Source organism: Methanosarcina sp. A14, from assembly GCF_001729375.1.
Taxonomy (GTDB): Archaea; Halobacteriota; Methanosarcinia; order Methanosarcinales; family Methanosarcinaceae; genus Methanosarcina; species Methanosarcina barkeri.
Window position 1 is genome coordinate 1 of sequence record NZ_LZPK01000370.1, and the last position, 21,330, is coordinate 21,330.

At 41.0% G+C, this 21,330-nt stretch carries 20 protein-coding genes and 1 pseudogene; 5 read left to right on the forward strand and 16 right to left on the reverse strand.

The genetic code is table 11. From position 1 onward, the window contains the following. Positions 1-32: 32 nt before the first annotated feature. From A9239_RS16370 to A9239_RS16390, 5 genes are all read right to left on the reverse strand, one after another. Positions 33-1,436, reverse strand: a complete 1,404-nt coding sequence (locus A9239_RS16370) for an aspartate aminotransferase family protein (RefSeq protein WP_141706494.1) — start codon at positions 1,434-1,436, stop codon at positions 33-35. 52 nt (positions 1,437-1,488) lie between these two features. Beyond that, positions 1,489-2,970, reverse strand: a complete 1,482-nt coding sequence (locus tag A9239_RS16375; RefSeq protein WP_048155119.1) for an aldehyde dehydrogenase family protein — start codon at positions 2,968-2,970, stop codon at positions 1,489-1,491. 379 nt (positions 2,971-3,349) lie between these two features. After that, complete coding sequence (locus A9239_RS16380) at positions 3,350-3,733, reverse strand: response regulator (protein ID WP_048118660.1); 384 nt, start codon at positions 3,731-3,733, stop codon at positions 3,350-3,352. A gap of 364 nt (positions 3,734-4,097) precedes the next feature. Beyond that, positions 4,098-5,999, reverse strand: coding sequence for a Glu-tRNA(Gln) amidotransferase subunit GatE (gatE, locus tag A9239_RS16385; RefSeq protein ID WP_048118656.1), 1,902 nt, complete (start codon positions 5,997-5,999; stop codon positions 4,098-4,100). Positions 6,000-6,216: 217 nt separating this feature from the next. Then, positions 6,217-6,561: a hypothetical protein gene (locus tag A9239_RS16390; protein WP_048118653.1), complete on the reverse strand. Its 345-nt coding sequence runs from the start codon at positions 6,559-6,561 to the stop codon at positions 6,217-6,219. A 423-nt stretch (positions 6,562-6,984) separates the two neighbouring features. On the opposite strand from A9239_RS16390, the pseudogene A9239_RS18625 reads away from it, so the two are divergent. From A9239_RS18625 to A9239_RS16410, 5 genes and pseudogenes are all read left to right on the forward strand, one after another. Beyond that, positions 6,985-7,209: pseudogene (locus tag A9239_RS18625) on the forward strand (2-phospho-L-lactate guanylyltransferase); the annotation flags it as partial. Between the two features lie 213 nt (positions 7,210-7,422). Beyond that, positions 7,423-8,028, forward strand: coding sequence for a TetR/AcrR family transcriptional regulator (locus A9239_RS16395; RefSeq protein WP_048155122.1), 606 nt, complete (start codon positions 7,423-7,425; stop codon positions 8,026-8,028). A 104-nt stretch (positions 8,029-8,132) separates the two neighbouring features. Further along, complete coding sequence (tes, locus tag A9239_RS16400; RefSeq protein WP_048118650.1) at positions 8,133-9,653, forward strand: tetraether lipid synthase Tes; 1,521 nt, start codon at positions 8,133-8,135, stop codon at positions 9,651-9,653. Between the two features lie 475 nt (positions 9,654-10,128). Continuing rightward, entirely contained in the window at positions 10,129-10,305 is a 177-nt protein-coding gene (locus A9239_RS16405; RefSeq protein ID WP_048118647.1) for a 4Fe-4S binding protein, read from the forward strand. Next, positions 10,302-11,525 carry a digeranylgeranylglycerophospholipid reductase gene (locus A9239_RS16410; RefSeq protein WP_048155125.1) on the forward strand — a complete coding sequence of 408 codons (1,224 nt, stop codon included), beginning with the start codon at positions 10,302-10,304 and terminating at the stop codon, positions 11,523-11,525. Before A9239_RS16405 ends, A9239_RS16410 begins: the two co-directional genes overlap by 4 nt. 153 nt (positions 11,526-11,678) lie before the next feature. Here A9239_RS16410 and A9239_RS19775 read toward each other — a convergent pair whose 3' ends face one another. The 11 genes from A9239_RS19775 to A9239_RS19155 form a co-directional block, all read right to left on the reverse strand. Next, a complete protein-coding gene (locus A9239_RS19775) occupies positions 11,679-11,828 on the reverse strand; it encodes a hypothetical protein (protein WP_155400460.1) in 150 nt (49 codons plus the stop codon). A 195-nt stretch (positions 11,829-12,023) separates the two neighbouring features. Continuing rightward, entirely contained in the window at positions 12,024-13,454 is a 1,431-nt protein-coding gene (locus A9239_RS16415; RefSeq protein WP_048118640.1) for a TrkH family potassium uptake protein, read from the reverse strand. 55 nt (positions 13,455-13,509) lie between these two features. After that, entirely contained in the window at positions 13,510-14,856 is a 1,347-nt protein-coding gene (trkA, locus tag A9239_RS16420) for a Trk system potassium transporter TrkA (RefSeq protein WP_048118637.1), read from the reverse strand. 147 nt (positions 14,857-15,003) lie between these two features. Beyond that, positions 15,004-15,330: a cupredoxin domain-containing protein gene (locus tag A9239_RS16425; RefSeq protein ID WP_080941491.1), complete on the reverse strand. Its 327-nt coding sequence runs from the start codon at positions 15,328-15,330 to the stop codon at positions 15,004-15,006. 425 nt (positions 15,331-15,755) lie between these two features. Further along, positions 15,756-16,583 (reverse strand): molybdate ABC transporter substrate-binding protein, encoded by an 828-nt coding sequence (gene modA, locus A9239_RS16430; protein WP_048118632.1) that lies wholly within the window; start codon positions 16,581-16,583, stop codon positions 15,756-15,758. A 190-nt stretch (positions 16,584-16,773) separates the two neighbouring features. Further along, the gene (locus A9239_RS21025; protein WP_394298326.1) at positions 16,774-16,884 is read right to left on the reverse strand and encodes a potassium-transporting ATPase subunit KdpA; all 111 of its coding nucleotides are present in this window, start codon (positions 16,882-16,884) and stop codon (positions 16,774-16,776) included. An 86-nt stretch (positions 16,885-16,970) separates the two neighbouring features. Further along, positions 16,971-17,339: an HAD family hydrolase gene (locus A9239_RS18630; RefSeq protein WP_080943683.1), complete on the reverse strand. Its 369-nt coding sequence runs from the start codon at positions 17,337-17,339 to the stop codon at positions 16,971-16,973. Positions 17,340-17,727: 388 nt separating this feature from the next. Beyond that, the gene (locus A9239_RS16435; RefSeq protein ID WP_048155128.1) at positions 17,728-17,931 is read right to left on the reverse strand and encodes a hypothetical protein; all 204 of its coding nucleotides are present in this window, start codon (positions 17,929-17,931) and stop codon (positions 17,728-17,730) included. 410 nt (positions 17,932-18,341) lie between these two features. Next, complete coding sequence (gene cysE, locus A9239_RS16440) at positions 18,342-19,286, reverse strand: serine O-acetyltransferase (RefSeq protein WP_048118624.1); 945 nt, start codon at positions 19,284-19,286, stop codon at positions 18,342-18,344. Positions 19,287-19,539: 253 nt separating this feature from the next. Next, a complete protein-coding gene (gene cysK / locus A9239_RS16445; RefSeq protein WP_048118623.1) occupies positions 19,540-20,466 on the reverse strand; it encodes a cysteine synthase A in 927 nt (308 codons plus the stop codon). 587 nt (positions 20,467-21,053) lie between these two features. After that, the gene (locus tag A9239_RS19155) at positions 21,054-21,212 is read right to left on the reverse strand and encodes a hypothetical protein (protein WP_176722176.1); all 159 of its coding nucleotides are present in this window, start codon (positions 21,210-21,212) and stop codon (positions 21,054-21,056) included. Positions 21,213-21,330: the final 118 nt, after the last annotated feature.

The window sequence follows — 21,330 nt, forward strand, 5'->3', positions numbered from 1 at the left end:
TAAGTGCCTGTTTAGCTTAAATGTCTGCTAGCTTAAGATCCTGCTTTTTTCATAGCCTTCTGAAACTTCTCGATTCCAGAATCAAGTTCTTCATCTGTAATAACCAGCGGTGGAGAGAAACGAATTACCGAATCCCCGCAGGGGAGAAGCAGAATTCCTTCTTTAAAGGCTTCCCTTAGAATTCTGTCCCTTCGTATCGGGTCTATTGATTTATCAGGTTTTACAATCTCGACTCCAACCATCAGGCCGAGGCCGCGTACGTCCCCAATGCATGGAAAGTTTTCCTGAAGCTCCCTCAGGCGTTGCTTCATCTGGGAACCAAGCTCCTTTACTCGGTGCTCAATATTTTCCTTTTCCAGAAACTCAAGAGACGCAAAAGACGCGGCTGAAGCCAGAAGATTTCCTCCAAAGGTGTTTGAATGAACACCCTGTGGCCAGTCCATAAGCTCGCGATCTGCAAGTATTGCTCCCAGTGGAAGCCCTCCTCCAAGAGCTTTTGCAAAGCATGAGATTTCAGCTTTGACCCCAAAATTTTCCATTGCAAGGAAAGGTCCTGTCCTGAAGCAACCTGCCTGGACTTCATCCGCTACAAGTAGAACATCGTTATCAGTACAGATCCTCCTCACTTCTTTATGAAACTCAGGAGGGGGGACGATATACCCACCTTCTCCCTGGACCGGTTCCACGAAAACTGCGGCAGTATCCGTCGGGCTCAATTCCCGCCTGAAAATCAGGTTTTCAAGCTCTTTTGCGCACTCGATCCCGCAGGAAGGATACTCGAGTTTAAAGGGGCAGCGGTAACAGTAGGCATAATGGGAATGAGCTGTGTGAAGCACAGGAAAATGTTCCTTTTGCCTGGCTTTTGAGCAGGTAAGAGAAAGGGAGCCCAGGGTCCGGCCGTGAAAGGAGTTATAAAATGAGATAAGGCCCTGACGTTTTGTTTTCCAGAAGGCAAGTTTGATTGCAGCTTCCACGGCTTCAGTCCCGCTGTTACAGTAAAATACTTTTGAATAGCCTGAAAGGTCTTCTAACTTTTTTGCAAGCTTTACAGGAGGTTCGGCAAAGAAATCTCCATATCCGCAGTGAGTCATTTTTTCAAGCTGAGATAAGATTGCAGCTTTAACCTCAGAATTGGAGTATCCTGCATTCATAACAGCAATTCCTGCAACCAGGTCAATGTATTCTCTTCCGTCAACATCCCTGATTACGGAACCCTTTGCGCTGTCCACAACCAGAGGATATGGACGAGCTGTACAGGCTGATGTTATTTTACAGTCCTGTTCGATTATCTCCCTGGCTTTCGGGCCAATGGTATTAAACGTTCCTGCCTCATGCTCAAAAAAATCAAAATACTGTCCCGCTTCCATTGCTTTATTTTTTCCCGGCTTTTCCACTCCCTGCACCGTTTCAAATTCTTCAGTTTTCTCCTGAGCCAAAATTTATTCCTCCCCAGTTTCTCCATGCTCTCGAAATTTACTCCTATGAATTTTATTCCGCTGAATCTATCTGAGCTTTTTGCAGCCTGCCGCTGTAGTCTATATACACAGCTTTTACCTCGGAAAACTCCTTGACAGCCTCGGTACCAGCTTCCCGAAAACCATTTCCTGTCCCTTTGACCCCTCCAAAGGGGAGATGGACTTCGGCTCCTATTGTAGGAGCATTAACATATGTGATTCCGGCTTCGATTTTTTCGATTGCCCTGAAAGCGTTTCCTATATTCTCAGTGTAGATTGCCGAAGAAAGCCCGTATCTGGTACTATTCGCAAGTGTGATCGCCTCTTCAAGGTCTGAAACCGTAAAGACCCCGAGTACTGGCCCGAAAATCTCTTCCTGTGCAATTCGCATGTCTGGCCTGACATCCGTAAATATTGTGGGCTCGAAGAAATAGCCAGGAAGCCCGAGATCAATTCTGTTTCCCCCGTAAAGAAGAGTTGCTCCTTCTTCTTTTCCTATTTTCACGTATTTTTCGATCTTCTCAAGCTGAGCTTTGTTGATTACAGGTCCTATATCCGTCTCAGGCAGGAGTCCTTCACCTATTCTAAGAGCTTTTGCTTTTGCAAGCAGCCTTTTTATGAATTCATCCTTTATCTTCTCATGCAGAATCAGCCTGCTCGTAGCAGTACAGCGCTGTCCTGTAGTCCCAAAAGCTCCCCACAGCACACCTTCAAGGGCCAGTTCAAGGTCGGCATCATCCATAACAATTACCGGGTTTTTGCCTCCGAGTTCCAAAGAGACTCTTTTCATGGTTTTTGAACACTCTTCCATGATCCATTTTCCGGTATCAAGGCTGCCTGTAAAGGAGATAGCCTTTATGTGAGGGTGCCGGACTACAGCTTTCCCAACAGTTCCTCCGGGCCCTGTTACTAGATTTATCACTCCGGGAGGCAAGCCTGCTTCACTAAGCACCTCTATCAGCTTGAAGGCAAGCAGAGGCGTGTCACTTGCGGGCTTAAAAACAATCGCGTTTCCAGCTACAAGGGCTGGCATAATCTTCCACGCGGGAATAGCAATCGGAAAGTTCCAGGGAGTTATTAAGCCAACTACCCCTATCGGCCTGAGTACGGTCATGCAGAACTTTTCCTTGAGTTCGGAAGTCGTTGTCTCCCCAAGCATCCGCCTTCCTTCCCCGGCGGCATAATTTGTGATATCAATGGCTTCCTGTACATCTCCCCTTGTCTCAGGCAGCACCTTTCCCATCTCTTCTGTCATAAGGACGGCAAGTTCTTTCTTCCTTTCCTGTAAAATCCGGGCTGCCCTGAAGAGTACTTCAGCTCTTTTTGCAGCCGGGACCTCGTTCCAGAGCCTGAATCCTGCTTCAGCAGCCTCAACTGCCCTGTCCACGTCCTCAGGTCCAGCGACCTGTATTGTTGCCAGGCTTTCTAGAGTAGCCGGATTTAGATCTTCAAAAGTCTCTCCGGTTGAAGAGGCCTTAAATTCTCCCCCTATAAACAGCTTGTAATCCTGAACCATAAGATCCCCATAAAGGCATGAATATACAAGGAAATAAATATATTCCAGAAATCTTTTGTTACAGAAGGCTTTTTCTGACCTGCTGAAGAATCCTGCTTCTTATTAAGCAAGTCAAGACTAAATAAAAATATAAGTTGAGAAATATAGTTGCATAGTGTTAAATACAGTTAAAAGAAGCTAAATAAAATGTGGTGTGTTATATATTATGCTCTTTAAAAGCCTGCAATGAAAAATCCAAAAACCGACAAAATCCAAAAACCGACAAAATCCAAAACCGACAAAATCCAAAAATCGACTTAGCAACAGCTATTGACAGATATAAACATTTTGAATATGGTTGAGAACTAACGCAGGGTTCAAAGCTCTTACTCTATTCTTTTTAGTAGCTTGTATTACTACTGACAGCCTGCCAGATTCTCTTTGACAGCTCGGAATACTGAGCTTTTGGGTCCCCTATTTTCTGAATAAAGGAATCTGCACCATTCTCAATTGCCTGGTGCATAAGTTCGTCTTTACTCACACCTGTGAACAGGATAAAGGGAGTGTCAATCCTTTTGTCACGGATAGTTTTCAAAAACGTGATGCCATCCATTAAAGGCATATCATAGTCTGAGACTACCACGTCATAGGAGTTTTTCTCCAGCCTCTGAAGGGCTTCCCTTGCAGAGTTTACAGTATCCGAAGTTATATCATGAAAGACTTCTAAGAAAGTCTTTGATAGCTCCAAAAACAAAGGGTCATCATCTACAAGCAGTATTTTCACGGGATCTTCTCCTGAGGTTATTATCTTGTAACCTTCTTGTGGATCATCTCACCACTTACCATCTCCTATGTACCAAAATGTCACCCACAACTACCAATAATTACTATTAGTATAAATGTCTTAATTAATATAAAAAGTTATCTTCTTTACTTCATAACTAAGAATTTATGTCATTCGGTCTGGCCTGAAACATTCTTGAAGGAAAAATACAGGTATAAAAAGAAATAGAAAAGTATTTCTCAACAATGTAACGAATAAAAACAAAAATGGAGAATAAACAACAGAAAATAATAAAAATAGACAATAAAGAATAATAATAATAATAGACAATAGAGAATAATAAAAATAAACGAATAAAAGGGAGTTACCCCTGATTAATAAAACTATCCAGTTCCTTTTTCAACATCTGGCTAAGGATTTTTCCGTCAACAGTGCCTCTGTATTCCTTCATGACAATGCCCATGAGGGGACCAAGAGCTGCCGGGCCTTTTTCCTTGATAAAGTCTCCTCTTTCCCTGACGGTTTTCTTGATGAAGTTTTCAACTTCTTCTGGGTCAAAAGCACTGAGCCCGAGCTTTGAGATCGCTTCCTGAGTGCTCAGTTCAGGCTCTTTTGCAAGAGCGGCCAAGAGGTCCTGAATTGCTTCCTTTGCGATATCCTGATTTGAAATAGCTGCAAAAAGCCCTTGGAAATGCTCATCCGTAAGGTTTTCAGTCTCTACACCGTTTCTCCGGATTTCCGGAACGATCCCGACAAGAGTTCTAGCGATGAGGGTTGAGTTTACGTTTTCATCTTTCCCGTAAGTCTCGATCAGCTCCTCAAAGAGAGGAAGATGCTTTGAATAAGCTATTTTTTCAGCAAGCTCTTTATTCAAGCCGTTTTCAGAGATAAAACGTTTCGCCCGTTCAGTAAGGAGTTCGGGAACCTCAATTGAATCGAAGTATTCCTGTGATATTTCGATTTGAGGCACATCGGTTTCAGGGTACATCCTTGCAGCGCCAGGTAAGGGACGCATATAGGCGGTGTTTCCATCGGGAAGGGCTTTTCGTGTTTCTTCAGGAATTCCTTCCATGGCTTCTTTTGCCCTTTGAATAACCGCTTCGATTGCGAGCCTGGCTTTCTCGGGTTTGTCCGCAACCATTATTACGGCGTCTCCTGCAGACGCGCCTATCGCATCTCGGACAGTCTTGACTTCTTTTTCAGTTATCCCGTAGTTTGGAAGTTCGTCGGTGTGGAAGATTCCTCCAACGCCCGCGGTCTTTGCCCGGTCTGAAAATTCGGTTCCGAGTCTTCTTCCTGGCTGCACTTCTTTGCCTACAAGCCCATCGAATTTCTTGAGAAGGGCTGCAAGGACTGCGCCTTTTTTCACGCCTTTTTGCAAGACCTTGGATTTCGTGTCTACGAAAAGCCCTGTTATGTCATAGATTTCTTCGCAGACAAAGGCTTTTCTTTCTATAAGTTCCTGCCTGATAAAAAGAAGATTTAACTGTCTTTCAACTTCCCTGCGGACAATATCTTCTATGAGGTCAAGTGCCTGTACGCCTTTAATTTCAACTCTTGCGCCTTCGGCAATTGAGATATTTACATCCTGCCTGATCGTGCCAAGTCCTCTCTTTACTTTTCCTGTCGACCTGAGGAACATTCCTATCTGCTCGGCGACTTCCCTTGCGTGACGAGGAGACTTGATATCCGGTGCAGTCGCGATCTCCACAAGCGGAATTCCAAGCCTGTCCAGGGAATAAATAATCGAATCCCCTATTTCCTCTACTTTCTGAGCAGCTTCTTCTTCCACGCAGAGGCTGTCAATTCCGCAACGCCCCTGGGAGGTTTCAATAAATCCGTCACTTGCGAGAAAAGCAGTCCTCTGGAACCCACTTGTGTTAGACCCATCTACCACGATCTTTCTCATAACGTGCATCTGGTCGACAGGCTTCATGTTGAAGAGTTTTGCAATCCCGAGAGAAATGCCCAGGGCTTCCTTATTGAGTTCTCTTGGAGGCTCTTCATCATTCTCTATGAGGCAGGTCGTATCATAAGCCTTATAGATATACTTCCTCCGTATCTTAGTCTGCTCCACCGCAGCCCTGTCTTTTTCTCCCATCTCGCTTTCCGTAGCTCTGAGATACCTGAAAAACTCGAAGTCCGAGTCCTTGACATCCCTTATAAGGGTCGGACACCTGCAGAACAGTTTCTCCTTCGAATCTAACTGCTGGTGAATTTCAAGTCCGGCTTTCAGCCCAAGTTCACTATAATCATATTTTTCCATATTTTCACCCGAATCTAAGCAGGAAGCGCCTCAAATTCTCTTTAATTTTACTTGAATTCCCTTAAACGTTCCTTGTAAACTTTCCTAGGATTCTCTGTAAATTTTACTTAATTTTACTTAATTTTTCTTAAACTTTCTTTATTTTCCCTTCAGCCCCTTTTAATTCTCTTTCAAGTCCTATCGTTCAAATCCAGCTCTTTTTGTTCTCCCTTTAGTTTTAAGCTCTTCGGCTAATTACTTCCTCTCTTCTTTTATAACCTTTTTGCGCCCGATTCGTATCCTTTTCATATTGAATGGAAATTGAGGAATTTTCACTCAATATGGAGAGAATACTTTCATTCTTTTTAGAGCCATGAATCTTAAGTTTGTTTTGTTCACCTTTGAATAAGTTGATTTCATCTCGAAGCTTCTGGATCTCTGCTTTGAAGAATTCAATCTTTTCATTCTGTTTTTCAATGGTAGAAAACAAAATGTGAAAAGCTTTGGCATACCTTTCATCTTCAACTTCATCCGTATTGGTGTCCAGAGAAGCCAGAGATTGTTGTAAAGCTTCAAGTTCCATTTTTTTGGCTCTTCGCTATTTCGAGTGGGAAACTTACATTTAGCTCCTGAATATTGAAGTATGAATATTGAAGTATGAACATTGAAGTATCATAGATAAGATATGAAAATAGTTGTTGTTGAAAATCACATTTAAAATTGATGTTTTCATATTTGATCTGAATACTTTTTAACTAAACAATTATTTTTAACCCATACAAAACAGCGAAGAGCCAAATTTTAGAATCTATTTTTGATGTCTTTATACTCTATGAGTTCATCCCAAAACTTGAAATTTGCTTTTTGGACCTTGTATTTCGAATAATCAATAAAGCTTATGATCATAGGAACAATTCTGAAAATTCCCAATGATCAAGAATAAAGTAACTTTTGGGATAGGCACTATTAAAGACGTAATCCCCTATAAAAAAACCCTTCCTGCTATAAGGTCAGGTACTATGGTTCGAGTTTTCGGACGCACTGTTCACTTGCAGAAAAAATAGAACAGAGTGTTGAGGTATATGATTCTTTTTTAGCGGGTACTGATATTGATAAGCCCGAATATCTGGTCGAACTGCTTATACAAGGAAGCAGAGCTGTGAAAGAATATATCAGCAAAAAGTTAAGGCTTGAGATGAACAGAGGAAGGGTCGGACTGGTTCCTATTTAGGAACAGTTTTCCTGACTAGAATCATATATGTTTGTCTGTAATTTCAAGATTGACTGATCAATCAGTAACTTTAAATAATTAATGTACCTATTAAGCTATGAATAGAAAACTCAATGATTCATTGAGATTAATATTGTAGATCTTGAATAGTAAAGTAAGAATATACAAAATCAGCAAAAATCTGGATGGGCTATTTTCAGAAGAGGCGAGCCTGTGAGATCTTTTACATCTGAAGAAAGAGAGATCATAAGAAACAAAATCATAGATAGAGGAAAAGAATGTTTTGCCATATACGGAATAAAGAAAACAAGCATTGAAGATCTTACCAGAAACCTTGGAATTGCAAAAAGTTCTTTTTACTCTTTTTTTAACAGCAAAGAAGATCTTTTTCTACAGATATATACGGAAGAGCGAGAAGCCTTAAAGGACAACTTATTAGAAAATTCCTTTCTGAAATACAGGAAGGAACCTTATAAAGCGATAAAGGCTTATCTGCATTATGTACTGGATATTGCGAATAACCACCCTGTCTGGAGAAAAGTTTACATTGAAAAAGAGCACCTTGAGCTGACGATTTCCCGATCTTCAGAAGAAAAAATTAAAACTATTCATAGAGAAAACGTAAAAATGATTTTACCTTTTTTTGAAGAGTGGGCAGCCGCGGGTCTTCTGATAGACAAAGATGCCAGGATTCTTGCTGAAACCACATATACGGTTCTTTCCCTTATCCACTTAAGGAATGAAATTGAGGATGAGGATTTTCAGGATATAATGGATATTCTTATTGATCTTCTGGCAGAAAATATAACAAAAAAGTAAATATAAAACTATTGATAGGATTAAATAGTGAAAAGTTTCCTGAAAAGGAAGATCTTTTCAAAAAAAACAACATACTTCCGTAATAAATTTAGGGGAGCGTATTAATGAAACATATAAAGTCTGTTTGTCCAGAATGCAAAAAAGTTCTTGATTCCACTATATTTGAAGAAAATGGTAAGATAATGCTGAAAAAAACTTGTCCAGAACACGGGACCTTTACGGATGTCTACTGGTCGGACAGCAAACTATACGACAGGTTCAGACGCTATTCTTATGTCGGTAGTGGAGTTTCAACCAATAATGGGACTCTTTCTTCCGTTGGCTGCCCCTGGGACTGCGGAATTTGCTCCAAGCACAAAACCGGAACTCTGCTGGCAAACATTGACGTTACAAATCGTTGTAATCTCAGTTGTCCGGTATGCTTTGCTAATGCCAAAGCAAGTGGCTTTATATACGAGCCAGATTTTGAACAGATAAGGGAAATGATGCTGAATCTCCGAAATCAAGAACCTGTTCCCTGCTATGCCGTCCAATTTGCTGGAGGAGAGCCTACGGTCCGGGAAGACCTTCCGGAAATCATCGAAACAGCTCAAGAACTTGGGTTTTCACAGATTCAGATTGCAACTAATGGTGTCAGGCTCGCAAAAAGCCAGGAATACTGTGAAGCTTTAAAGACCTCAGGGCTCCATACTGTATATCTATCCTTTGATGGAGTCTCTAAGGAACCATACATAGAAAACCGAGGATTTAATGCCCTTCCTATAAAACAAAAAGCTCTTGAAAACTGCAGGCAGACAGGTCTGAATAGTGTTGTGCTCGTGCCCACCCTGATAAAAGGTGTTAATGATCACCAGGTTGGAGATATTGTCCGCTTTGCGGCTAGAAATGAGGACGTCGTGAGAGGTGTAAACTTCCAGCCAGTAGCATTCGCAGGCCGCATTGATCAAGCCATGAGAAAAGAACAGAGAATAACAATTCCCGATCTAGTATCACTCCTGGAAGAACAAACCGAAGGAGATATTCCCAGTTCAGCCTGGTATCCTGCATCTGCCGCAGTCCCCATCATCCGCTTCGTGAGCGCAGTGCGAAAGGTTCCACTTCCCGAGTTTACAATTCACCCTCACTGCGGAGCTGCCACTTATATCTTTGAAAATGAGGGAAAGCTAATTCCGATAACTGATTTTGTGGACGTGGATGGGTTCCTTGAGTTCCTTGAGAGCGTTACTCCAGAATTTGAAGGGCAGGGTTCTAACGTAAAGAAACTTGCAAAAGTTCTTTATCATATTCCGCATTACATCGATGAAGCCAAAGGCCCAAAGGATCTTAAGATAGTCTCCCTGATAACGAATTTTCTTAAAAATGGTACAAGAGAACATGCTGCCCAATTCCATCGAAAATCACTTTTCCTCGGAGCTATGCACTTTCAGGACCTCTATAACCTGGATCTGGGAAGGGTTGAACAATGCGGAATCCACTATGCTACCCCGGATGGCAGGATAATTCCTTTCTGCACTTATAACAATTTTCACAGAGAAGGAGTAGAAGCAAGGTATTCAAAACAATATCGGAAAGATATAGAGGTTGAGAAGAAAACCCTGGACGTTCAGGAAAGAGAAGCAGCTTGATTTTTCTTAAAAAGGAAAGCATGATACTTTTTATTAAAATATAAAAATATAATACAGAGAGGTGTAATACAAAATATTTATATTAGAGAAAAAATTAACTGAAATAAATTTTTATACCGAATACATGATCCAATAGAGCCAATAACTTTAACTGGACAAACACATTATTGTGAAAACTATTCGGAAAAGTAACCATACAATGGGTAAATCTTAATTTAATCGGATCTTTCCGAGGAAGAATTTAGATATGAAAATTGGACCTCAGAAAGTCGAAAAAAGATTCATTGACCGAAAAAATAAAAGTTTAAAAATATAATAATTAAAAAAGAACTTTCAGGACTCTATTGAAGTAATCAGTAGAAATAATGTGGCATTATACTGTCATGCTTTTCGGTCCATGTCACAATATTTGCAAGAAAGAGGATGTCTACTGATTAAGCATTATAAATTAATTTTAAAAGGTACAGGTGAGCTGGTGAGCCTTAAGATAAATAGATACAAGTGTGGATACTGTGGTGCCTGTGTGGGAGTCTGCCCTAAGGGAGCACTCGAACTTGTAGAGACCTGGGTCGAAGTAGACGAAAGTACGTGCATTACGTGCGGGATATGCGATCGCATCTGCCCTGTAGGAGCAATTGAGGTAATGAAATGAAGGACATGTATGATGTTTTAGTGATAGGTGCCGGTCCTGCAGGTTCCATTGCCGCCAGAACCGCAGCTGAAAAAGGGCTGGATGTACTTTTAATCGAGAAACGTCAGGAGATAGGTGACCCCGTACGCTGTGCCGAAGGCGTGAGCAAAGTACATCTCAAAAAATATGTGGAGATTGACAAGAGATGGATTTGTTCTGACCTTAATGCTTCCCATATTTACGCTCCAGACGGTACAAAGATAGAGATGGCAGAAGAAATCGCTGGTGGAGAAGTAGGTTACGTCCTTGAGAGAAAAGTGTTTGACCGGGCTCTTGCAGAACAGGCTGCCGAAGCCGGAGCGGAAGTGATGGTAAAAACCAGAGCAACTGGTCTTATCATTGAAGACGATTTTGTCAGAGGAGCCAGGCTCATGCATCTTGGAAAAGAATATGATGTGCGGGCCAGGATAGTTATAGGTGCTGACGGGGTCGAATCAAAGGTAGGCAGATGGGCAGGCATCGATACTTCTTTAAAACCGATAGATATAGAGACCTGTGCCCAATATCTGATAGCTGGAGCGAACATAGACCAGCACCACTGCGAATTTTACATAGGTAATGAAATTGCACCTGGCGGTTATATATGGGTCTTTCCGAAAGGCGGCGGAAAAGCCAATGTAGGAATCGGAGTTTTAGGGAGCAAGACTGGAAAATTCAAGCCAAGACCTGTAGACTATCTTAACAGGTTTATGGAAAAGAAATTTTCAGATGCCAGGATAGTCGAGATGGTTTTCGGAGGAGTTCCGGTTTCAGGTAGCATTGAGAAAACTTCCACTAACGGGCTGATGCTAATCGGAGACGCTGCCCGCCAATCTGACCCTATCACAGGCGGTGGAATTCTTAACGCAATGAATGCTGGAAAGATTGCAGGAGAAGCTGCATATGCAGCTATATCCGCAGGAGATGTTTCCCTCAAAAAACTCGAAGAAGTTTATGAGAAACCATGGAGAGAAACCATGGGTCACGACATAAACATGAGCCTTATCGTAAAGAATTGCTTTATCAATCTAAGCGACGAGGAACTTAATTCTCTTGCTTATTCCCTGAAAAATGTAAAATTCGAGAGAATGAGCCTTCTTGACCTGTTACAGGCCCTCTTTAAAGCCAATAAAAAACTTCTCTGGGACCTTCGAGTACTTTTTAAAGATGCCGCAAAAGAAGTGGTGAAAAATAAGACGTAACGCAGAGTAAATTCAATGAGTAAGATGTAACGCCTGGAAGTCCAGGCACTTTCTTCCATTTATTAGCTTCTTTTTTTAGTTACCTTACAGGAAATTATCTCACCTCAAGTCATCCAAAAACAACCGTTGAGCCACAACCGTTGATTTGGTTGATCACGCCGTATCAAGAAGCTTTTCGGTCAAGCCTTTTTTCAAAAGGGTTGTGCCACAACCGTTGATTTGGTTGATCATGCCGTTATGACTTTTTAGATTTAGCAGTAGTTTTTCGGTCAAGTTTTTTTCAAAAAGTCCTCGGTCAAACATTTTTTAAACTGACTTGTGCTGCATGATCCAAGAGAAATTTGAGTAAATTAGTTCTCCTGAGAGCATTGAAAATACCTGTCTCTAAAGATTACTCCGCTTGAGCGAACGAAGTGAGCGAAACGGCACCGTCCTCCCGAGACAGGACTAGGGTGACGGAACTAGGGCGACGGGACTAGGATGACGGGACTTAGGCGATTACTTGCTCCAGAACTCAGGCGTAAAGAGTAAAATTACAGTATAAACTTCAAGCCTACCGATCCACATATTTGCAATCAGGACCAGTTTACCCAGGGCGGGAATGGGGTCAAAACTGCCCATTGGACCTATGACATTCAGACCTGGCCCTATATTACCAAGCGTAGCTATGGACGCAGTAAATGAAGTTATAATGTCCATGCCCAGAACCGAGAGAATCAGGGTGCTTGAGAGAAAGATAAGCAGATATATAACAACAAATGAAACAATCGAATTGACAATCTCATCGGGCACATTTTTATTGTTAAATTTAACGGCTTTTATGGCTTTCGGATGAATGGCCTTGAATAACTCCGCTCGACTGTACCTTAGAAGAATAAGGATACGCACAACCTTCATGCCTCCACCTGTAGAACCAGCACAGCCTCCAATAAACATTACCGTTATAAGTACCATTTTTGCAGAATCGGGCCAGAGATTAAAATCTACTGTAGCAAACCCTGTAGTTGTTATGATCGAAACTATCTGAAAAATGGCAAATCTGAAGGAGTTAAAAATTCCTGTGCCCATATCCCGCCAGAGCAGAATAGCAAGAAGCGCGGTTGCTGAAAGAACTAGGACTGTATAGAAACGGAATTCATCGTCTTTAAGAAGAAACTTTTTGTCTATGTAAATTGCCCGATAGTGAAGTGCAAAGTTTGCACCGGCAATGAACATGAAAAAGGTTATTATGAATTCAATAAGAGGGCTGTGAAAAGCTTCAACGCTCAGAGCATAATTGGAAAAACCTCCGCATGACATTGTAGTAAAAGTATGGTTAATGGCATCATAAAGGGAGACTCCTGCAAGCAGGAGGGCAATAACCTGAAGAAGGGAAATTGCAAAGTAGACTACCCAGAGAATTCTTGCAGTCTCCTTTATTCTTGGCTTTAATTTGTCCTCAGTAGGCCCAGGCGCTTCGGCCCGAAAAAGCTGGCGGCCTGCGACTCCGAGTTTGGGAAGGATAGCGATGAAAAGCACAATAATACCCATGCCTCCGAGCCACTGGATCATTCCTCTCCAGAAAAGGATGCCTTTTGGATGGCTTTCTATATCAGTAAGAATTGTTGAACCTGTAGTAGTAAATCCGGACATGGATTCAAAGACAGCGTTTAAGGGAGAAATCCCATCCAGCATGAAAGGAATTGCACCGAAAACAGCAGCTGCAAGCCAGCTCAGAGCAACGATTGCAAAACCCTCTTTGCGCATCCATTCTTCTTCAGTCTTATAGGAAAGCAAGAGAAAACCTGTAAGAGTGGTTATTAGAATCGAGACCAGAAAAGGAGTCAAACTCTCTCCGTAATAATATGCAACTCCGAGAGGGACTAACATGATCAGTCCCAGGAGCCGGAGCACACCACCAAGTGCATATAAGACAACTCTAAAATTCATGTGAGACCTCGATTTTAAAACTGATGAACGTTTTTTAAGTTTTTAAATATATTCTTTACTTAAAATATTTCTCCACTGCCGAAACCGCGGAAGAAAGCGCAAAAACTATTACCCTATCTCCTTCCCGAATTACGGAATCTCCTCTAGGTATGATGATGTCATCATTATGAACAATAGTGGTAACGATTGCGTCTTTAGGGAATTTGACCTTTTCGAGGGATTTTCCTATGATTTTTGAGTACCTTGAAGTAGTGTACTCGATAATTTCTGCCTTTTCGCCTTCCAGCATGGTAAGCTTTTCGATACCTGTTCCCATTGTAAGCTTAAGTACTTCATTTACGGTTGCTTCCCTGGGACTGACCGCCATATCAATTCCAATCATTTCAAAAAGAGGTATATAATCAGGGCGGTCAGCTCTTGCGATCACTTTCCTTGCCCCCATTTGTTTTGCCAGAAGCGAGCACAGAAGATTTTTTTCGTCATTGTTCGTAACTGCGAGCACTACATCCATGTCTTCGATATTCTCTTCCCTCAGAAGGTTGACATCAGTGCCGTCCCCATTTAAAATAAGAGCATTTTCCAGCATCTCTGCCACTTCCATGCAGCGGCTTTTATTGTACTCGATAATTTTAAGGTCGGCATTCTCGTCTTTGTCTATCAATTCAGCAAGATAAAATCCCACAATACCGCAACCTATGAGGAGAATCCTATTTCTGTGAGGCTCCACATTCCCGAAAATACGACCAAGTTCTTCCAGAGCTCTGGGCTTGCCTACGACTACCATATGGTCGTTTGCGTTAATGATATCGTCCCCATGGGGAATAATGATTTCTTGCTTCCGAAAGATTGCACTTACAATGCAGCACTCATCAAGCTTGAGGTCCTGAATCTGCTTTCCTACAAACTTGCTGTCAGGACGGATGGCAAATTCCATCATCTGAACTTTTCCTCCAGCAAAGACCTCCGCATCTATAGCTGAAGGACTCGAAAGGACCTCGGCAACCTCTGAGGCGAGCGCAAGTTCAGGACAAATCATTATATCGACTCCAACCTGAGACCTCGAAGTTACAGGCACATCGATATAATCAGGATTGCTAACCCTTGCAATTGTCTTTGTTTCTTTCCATCCGGAATGGGATCTTATGATCAGTTTTGCAGTCATGCAGGCAACGATGTTGACTTCATCTATTCCTGTGACAGCTACCAAAATGTCCGCGTCGTGGATGATACTGGCGAGAATATCAGCATTTGCACCATTTCCCTCAAGAACCTGGACATCGAGTTCATCGACCCTTCGTGCAACGTCTTCATCTTTTTCGACAACAATTACGTCGTGTGTGGCGGAAAGAAACTTTGCAATATGATATCCAACCTCGCCTGCTCCTATCACTATTGCTTTCATAAGGTTTCCTCGAAAAAAACTTGATTCCAGATAAATTAACCTGCTTATTTAAGTATTCTTTGGGAAAGGAAACTTAAACGGGCGCATTCTAAGGAGCATTCTTTCTATAGAGGAATAGCTTAAGGTTCAGAGTGTTTAAGATATATTTTATTTTACTATGATAACACCCTTCATGGAAGGCTCAATAGAGCAGTAGTAATTATAGGTCCCTATCTTCGTGAATTTATGATCGTATGAATCCTGACTTGCTATATTACCGGATGAGAAACCAGTTCCTACGACCGTGTGATTAGTTGGATCGAGATTTGTCCATCTTACAGTATCACTAGAATACATTGTGATTGAATTTGGATAAAATTGAGAATTCTCAATTTTAACGTAATATGTCTCGCCTTTACTTGTGCATCCTATTGCCAGAAATATGCTAAATAAAACCATCAAAAGAATAAGCCCAGTTCTCATTCTTTTCCCCATCAAGATGGATGTAGTTCCAATCGAATAACTTTTAGAGTAATTCTCATCCCTCAAGTTTAAGGGTAAATAGTTTTCAATCCCCAACACAATAAATAATATTGTGTTTAATATTTAAAAAGTAGTTTTAAATTGGCAATGTGCCAATTGAATTAAAATTCAAGAAAATAACATACAACATAAGTTTGCAGATGAAGCTGGCTTCCAACTGGCTTCCAATAGTTTTTTTATTACAGGATTTACGCAGTTGAATTGAGAAATTAATCGTAGTTGAATTGAAAAATCAATAATATTAAGCCTTCAACTGCCTGACGGAAAGCTTAAACATTATTGTACTTGATTTTGAGCGTCAACTGAGTATCAACTGCATAATTCCGATAGTTCAACTGAGTATCAACTGCGTAATTCCAACAGTAGTCAATCTTTTCTTACGATTGGGAAACAAAACCATACTTTTTCAGTATATCCTGTCCTTCTTTCCCGGTTACGAAATCAATGAACTTCTGAGATTCTTCTTTATGCTCGGAATAAGAAATCACAGCTATCGGATACTTAACAGAAATACTAACAGGCACATTTGTAACGATTTTGATAGTTCCTGGTTCTGCAGTTTTTGTGTCGCTTGTGTATACGAACCCTGCGTCAACTTCTCCTCTTTCCACGTATGTGAGTACCTGTTTGACGTCTTCGGCAAATACCATCTTATTTTCTAGCTGACTCCACAAACCCGCTTCAGTCAATGCTGTACGTGTATAATTTCCAACAGGGACTGTATCAGGATTTCCAACGCCAATTCCCTTAACTTTAGGGTCAGCCAGATCTTTCACGCCAGTAATATTAAGAGCACTATTTTTAGGGACAATAAGCACAAGAGAATTTTGAGCAAAGTCTTTTCTTGAATTGTTTACGATAAGTGATTCATTGGCAAGCATATTCATTTGAGCCTCATCAGCTGAAGCAAAAACGTCAACAGGTGCTCCTCCTTCAATCTGCCTGCGCAGGTTCCCCGAACTTGCAAAATTAAGGTTTACACTTGTTCCGGGGTTTTCCTTCTCAAACTGGGATTTAATATTTGTAAAAGCTTCTGTAAGGCTAGCAGCCGCAGAAACAGTTATAACTTCAGGCCCTGCTGTACCTGGAGTTACTGAAGTTGCTGGAGTCGCCGTTGCATTTGGAGCTTCACCTTTCTGACCAGCGCATCCTATTGCAAAAGATACACTTAACAATACTAACAGAATTATCAGTTCTTTTCTCATAATTTCACCCCCACATGAACAAGCTTGATCTCCACATGATACAAGCTTGCGTGTAAATAGAGAACTTATGTGGATATAGAACTTATGTGGTTGAATTGAAAAATCAATAGCATTAAACCCCTACTGTTTAAAACACTGAACATGTGTATAAAACATTAAACAGGTAACAACGCTGAATGTGCTTGATTTTTTACATCAAGTGCGGATCAAGATTCTGGACGACACCCTGATAAGTTAAAACAATTGAAAAAACGAAAGCTATTGGAAAAAGTAAGAGAGCAACATTGCGGTGTATTATCAGTGTAAAACACTACTGTTAAAAGAATGATGTTCAGACGTTTGTTTAAGGTTTTGCATTCCCCTATAGCAAGATATCATAGATATCATCTAAATTTTTAAGTAGTTTTGATAATTGTGGGTGTTCTCTTTTCTTACCAGTATTGCTTTAATTCCTGCATTTATTGCCCCTTCGACATCTGCAATGTAACTATCGCCGATCATTGTTACTTCACTAGTATCTTCGAGTTTGTCAAGCACTTTCCTGTACATCTGGATATTTGGCTTTTCATACCCTAAATGTGCTGACGAATATACTTGAATGAAGTAATTACTTATTCCTAAATCTCTAACCAGACTGGATAATTCAGGTACATGGTTTGAGACTATTATATTTTTATAATCTTTACTTATCGCTTTTTTTAAACAGGGAACTGTATCATTATAAAGATGCCATTTTGTAGTATCTAAGTATTTTATTTATCTGAAACTTTAAATTACCACGTATCTATCTCAGAATTAGGGTTTTATAACAGGTAATACCCATTTTACCAAAATTGTGAGAATAACAAATATAATAATAAGCCAGATTACCCAACCGGGTAAGTTTTCGGGTGTATCAACCATAATAATAGATATTTCAGAATCATATAAAAAGACGTATAGATAGATGACTCCAACTTACCTTTTTCGAATCAATTTTGAGTTACCTTGAAAGGATAAGGAGAAATTTTCACTTCTTATTAAGCGATCCATTTTCTGGCTACTTTCTTCAGTTTATAATTAACTTGAAAAATCCCTTAAATTAGAAAAATCTCCCCCAGAGGTAAAGGATCGCTTAATCTAAAGAAGCCCTGCAAAATGCCTCTTATAAATCTACAAAATCACGTTTTTTAAATTCTCTTTTCTTAACAATGTACTCGGGGAAGATTCCAGCAGTCCGCCGGCCGGAGAAATATATTTTAACTGAATTAAGGGCTGTGTTCCAAAATCCAGTGACCTTTGCATTTCTTGATTCAAAATCTGAATTAATAAGAAGAACCCGGCATTCATCAAAATCAATATTCAACATCTTAAGCCTTCAACCTCTAAGTATATCACAGGGACTGTGACCAATTACAAAATCTAGTGATTTTGAATTTTACATTTCTCACTGGATTTTGGCACTGAGTCATTAATGAGAATAAATTATTCAATTCACCTAACGCATGTATATGCTCTTCTGGATCATCGCTTGGACATTGATTGTGAATTTTCTTCTGGTCGACCAACTGCCAAACACCGTAAAATTATATCAAGTTGGTGTTTAAAAATTTTCCTTTTTGGTTTTCGAGAATAGAGAGCATAGATCATTTTGCTTTAATCCAGACGTGAGTCCAGGTCTATCCTTTGGATTGCCTAGTGAGTTTTTCTCTAAATCCTGGTCTTGAAAACAAAAAAATCCAAAAATGAGTTAAAACAGTTTTTAACGGACGTTTGCTTTTAATGAACGACCTTTTTTTTAGTTCGGTCCCAGCTCCAGGGCTCATCAAGGATATTGACATTAACCTTTTCTACCCCTTCCGCACTCAGGACCTTTCGCCGGATTTGTTCCTTAAAGTACTCGATCATGGGGCAGGCGCTTGTTGTCAATACAAGGTTTACGTTCACATTTGGCCCGTCGACTATTACTTCCTTTACCAGGCCCAGTTTGACGATATCCATCCCTACCCCTGGGTCGACCACGTCTTTTAGCAGGGAATAAATTTGCTCATCCTTAAGCGCTGTTCCTTGTGGAGTTTTTCCATGTCCGGAAACTAACTCTTCATGTGCCTGCAACTTGTCTTCTAACTTGCTCAGCCTGTCAAGTATCTGGCTTATCACAATAAGTCCGGGATCAGGCAGCTTATCATGGTCAAGTTGACCTGCAGAAACCGAAGGATGTGTCTCTGCAATTCTTGCAGGGACTCCCACAACAGTAGCTCCGGCTGGAACTGACCGGATCACAACCGAGCCGGCACCTATTTTAGCGCCTCTTCCAACAGTAATCGGTCCAAGTACAGATGCTCCCGAACCAATAACCACGTCATTTTCAATAGTAGGATGACGCTTTACCTTTTCCAGAGCTGTCCCGCCCAACACAACTCCCATATATATCAGAACGTCATCCCCTACCTCAGCAGTTTCTCCAATCACAACTCCAGACCCGTGGTCTATGAAAACTCTTCTTCCAAGCTTTGCCCCTGGATGGATTTCAATACCTGTTAACATCCTGGAAATGTGAGAGAGCAGACGGGCCAGAAAATAAAAGTGTCTTTCCCAGAGCGAATGAGATATCCGGTGTATCCAGATAGCATGCAGGCCCGGATAGCAGCAGATTACCTCAAGCGTAGACCTTGCTGCAGGGTCTTTTTCAAAAACGGTCCTGATATCTTCCCTGATTCCCATTCGAAATCTTCCGGTATTAATTGTCAAATCAATCGGTCAGCCAGCCTCAGACGAATCAGTCAAACTGTTGCTGATAGATCGGTCAAACATTTGCTGACAAATCGGTCAAACATTTGCTGATAAATCAGCCAAATGCTACTGATAAATCGGTTAGCTGGGAACTCATTGAAAAGTTGTTGATAGATCGGTTAAACAATTGCTGATAAATCGGTCAAACATTTGCTGATAAATCGGTCAAACATTTGCTGACAAATCAGTCAAAGAGGTCAGTGCTCAGATAACGCTCTCCCGTATCCGGCAAGATCACAATAATCGTCTTTCCGCTCATTTCTTCCCTGGCTGCGACCTGAAGTGCAGCATAGGTAGCAGCGCCTGAGGATATGCCTGCAAGGATGCCTTCTTCCTTTGCCAGGCGCCGGGATGTAGCAGCGGCGTTGTCTCCGGTTACTTTGATCACTTCATCTACAAGGTTAAATTGGAGTACATCAGGAATAAAACCTGCACCGATACCCTGGATTTTATGTGGTCCAGGGATTCCGCCGCTGAGTACGGGAGATTCGGCAGGTTCGACTGCAATCGCCTTAAACTCAGGTTTCCGTTTTTTGATAACGCTGGCAATGCCTGTGATAGTTCCGCCTGTTCCCACGCCTGCTACAATGACATCTGCTTTGCCATCCGTGTCTCTCCAGATTTCTTCAGCCGTTGTACGTCTGTGAATTTCTGGATTTGCAGGATTCTGGAATTGCTGGGCTATGAAGTAAAGTGAAGGATCATCAGCAGCCATCTGCTCGGCTTTATTAACTGCTCCTTTCATTCCTTCCGTTCCCGGAGTCAGGACAAGTTCTGCTCCCAGGGCTTTCAGCAGTTTTCTTCGTTCTACTGTCATTGTTTCAGGCATAACCAGTATGAGCTTATAGCCACGGGCAGCGCAGACGCAGGCGAGTCCGATGCCGGTGTTACCGCTGGTGGCTTCAATAACAGTGGTACCTTTTTTGATTTTCCCTTCAAGTTCGGCTTTTTCAATCATCGCCAGCCCTATTCTGTCCTTCACACTTCCCATAGGATTAAAGGACTCTACTTTAGCTAACACATCCGCATGTAGACCTTCTGTTATGCGGTTTAACCTGACAAGAGGCGTATTACCAATTGTCCAGGTTATGTCGGAATATATTCGCCCCATACTTTTACCGTCTCCTGCAACTTACTTTTTTCAGGTTCCATGTATTTTAATTCGATCAGATTATATTAATTAAAATATATTAATTAAATTCTATTAACTCGATTATATTATAAGCTGCCAGTCACGTACGTTTTTACGCTCAAACTTTTTTCAGGTTTTTTTCAGGTTTTTTTCAGGCTTCATTGCAATTTATCGGATGACTTTTTAATCAGCCTGAGATCATTTTTGAGTGGTCGGCACTGCTGCAAGCCAGCACTGCTGCAATATACAACAAGATACGGCAACATACAGATAATTCACAGAAAATTCACAATTGTGAATTAATTTCATGTTAATTAATCTCATGTTAAATATAGTTATCGAGAAGTTCCTGCACTGAAAATCCGTACTTAAGAACAAAAAGAATTCGACAGCATAATGTAAAAAACAGTAAAGAACTGGGAAAACAGTAAGGAACTGGGAAAACAGTAAGGAACTAGAAAAATATTAAGAAAATTAGAAAAACAGTAAAAAGACTGAAAAAAGTAAAAGGACTAAAAACAATAATAGAGCTCTGAAAGCAGTAAATAAGTTGATAAAATCCGACTTTATGCTTCAGATTCTTTTTTATCGTCCTCTTTGTCTTCTGTTTTAGAATTAGCTTGCTCTTCCTTGCCACATTCACTATTGCATTTATTTTCAATTCCTCTGGCACTTACACAGATCTCACAGATTCTTATAGGAGTTACGCAGTTGGCTCCTAGCATATTGTTTTTTCCAAACTTTCAAATATTTGAATTAATTTAACGTGTATTGGGGATTCCTTAAGTATTCTGTCACTGCCACTCTTCTAATTTTCATAGCACTTTCAAACCAGGATATTCC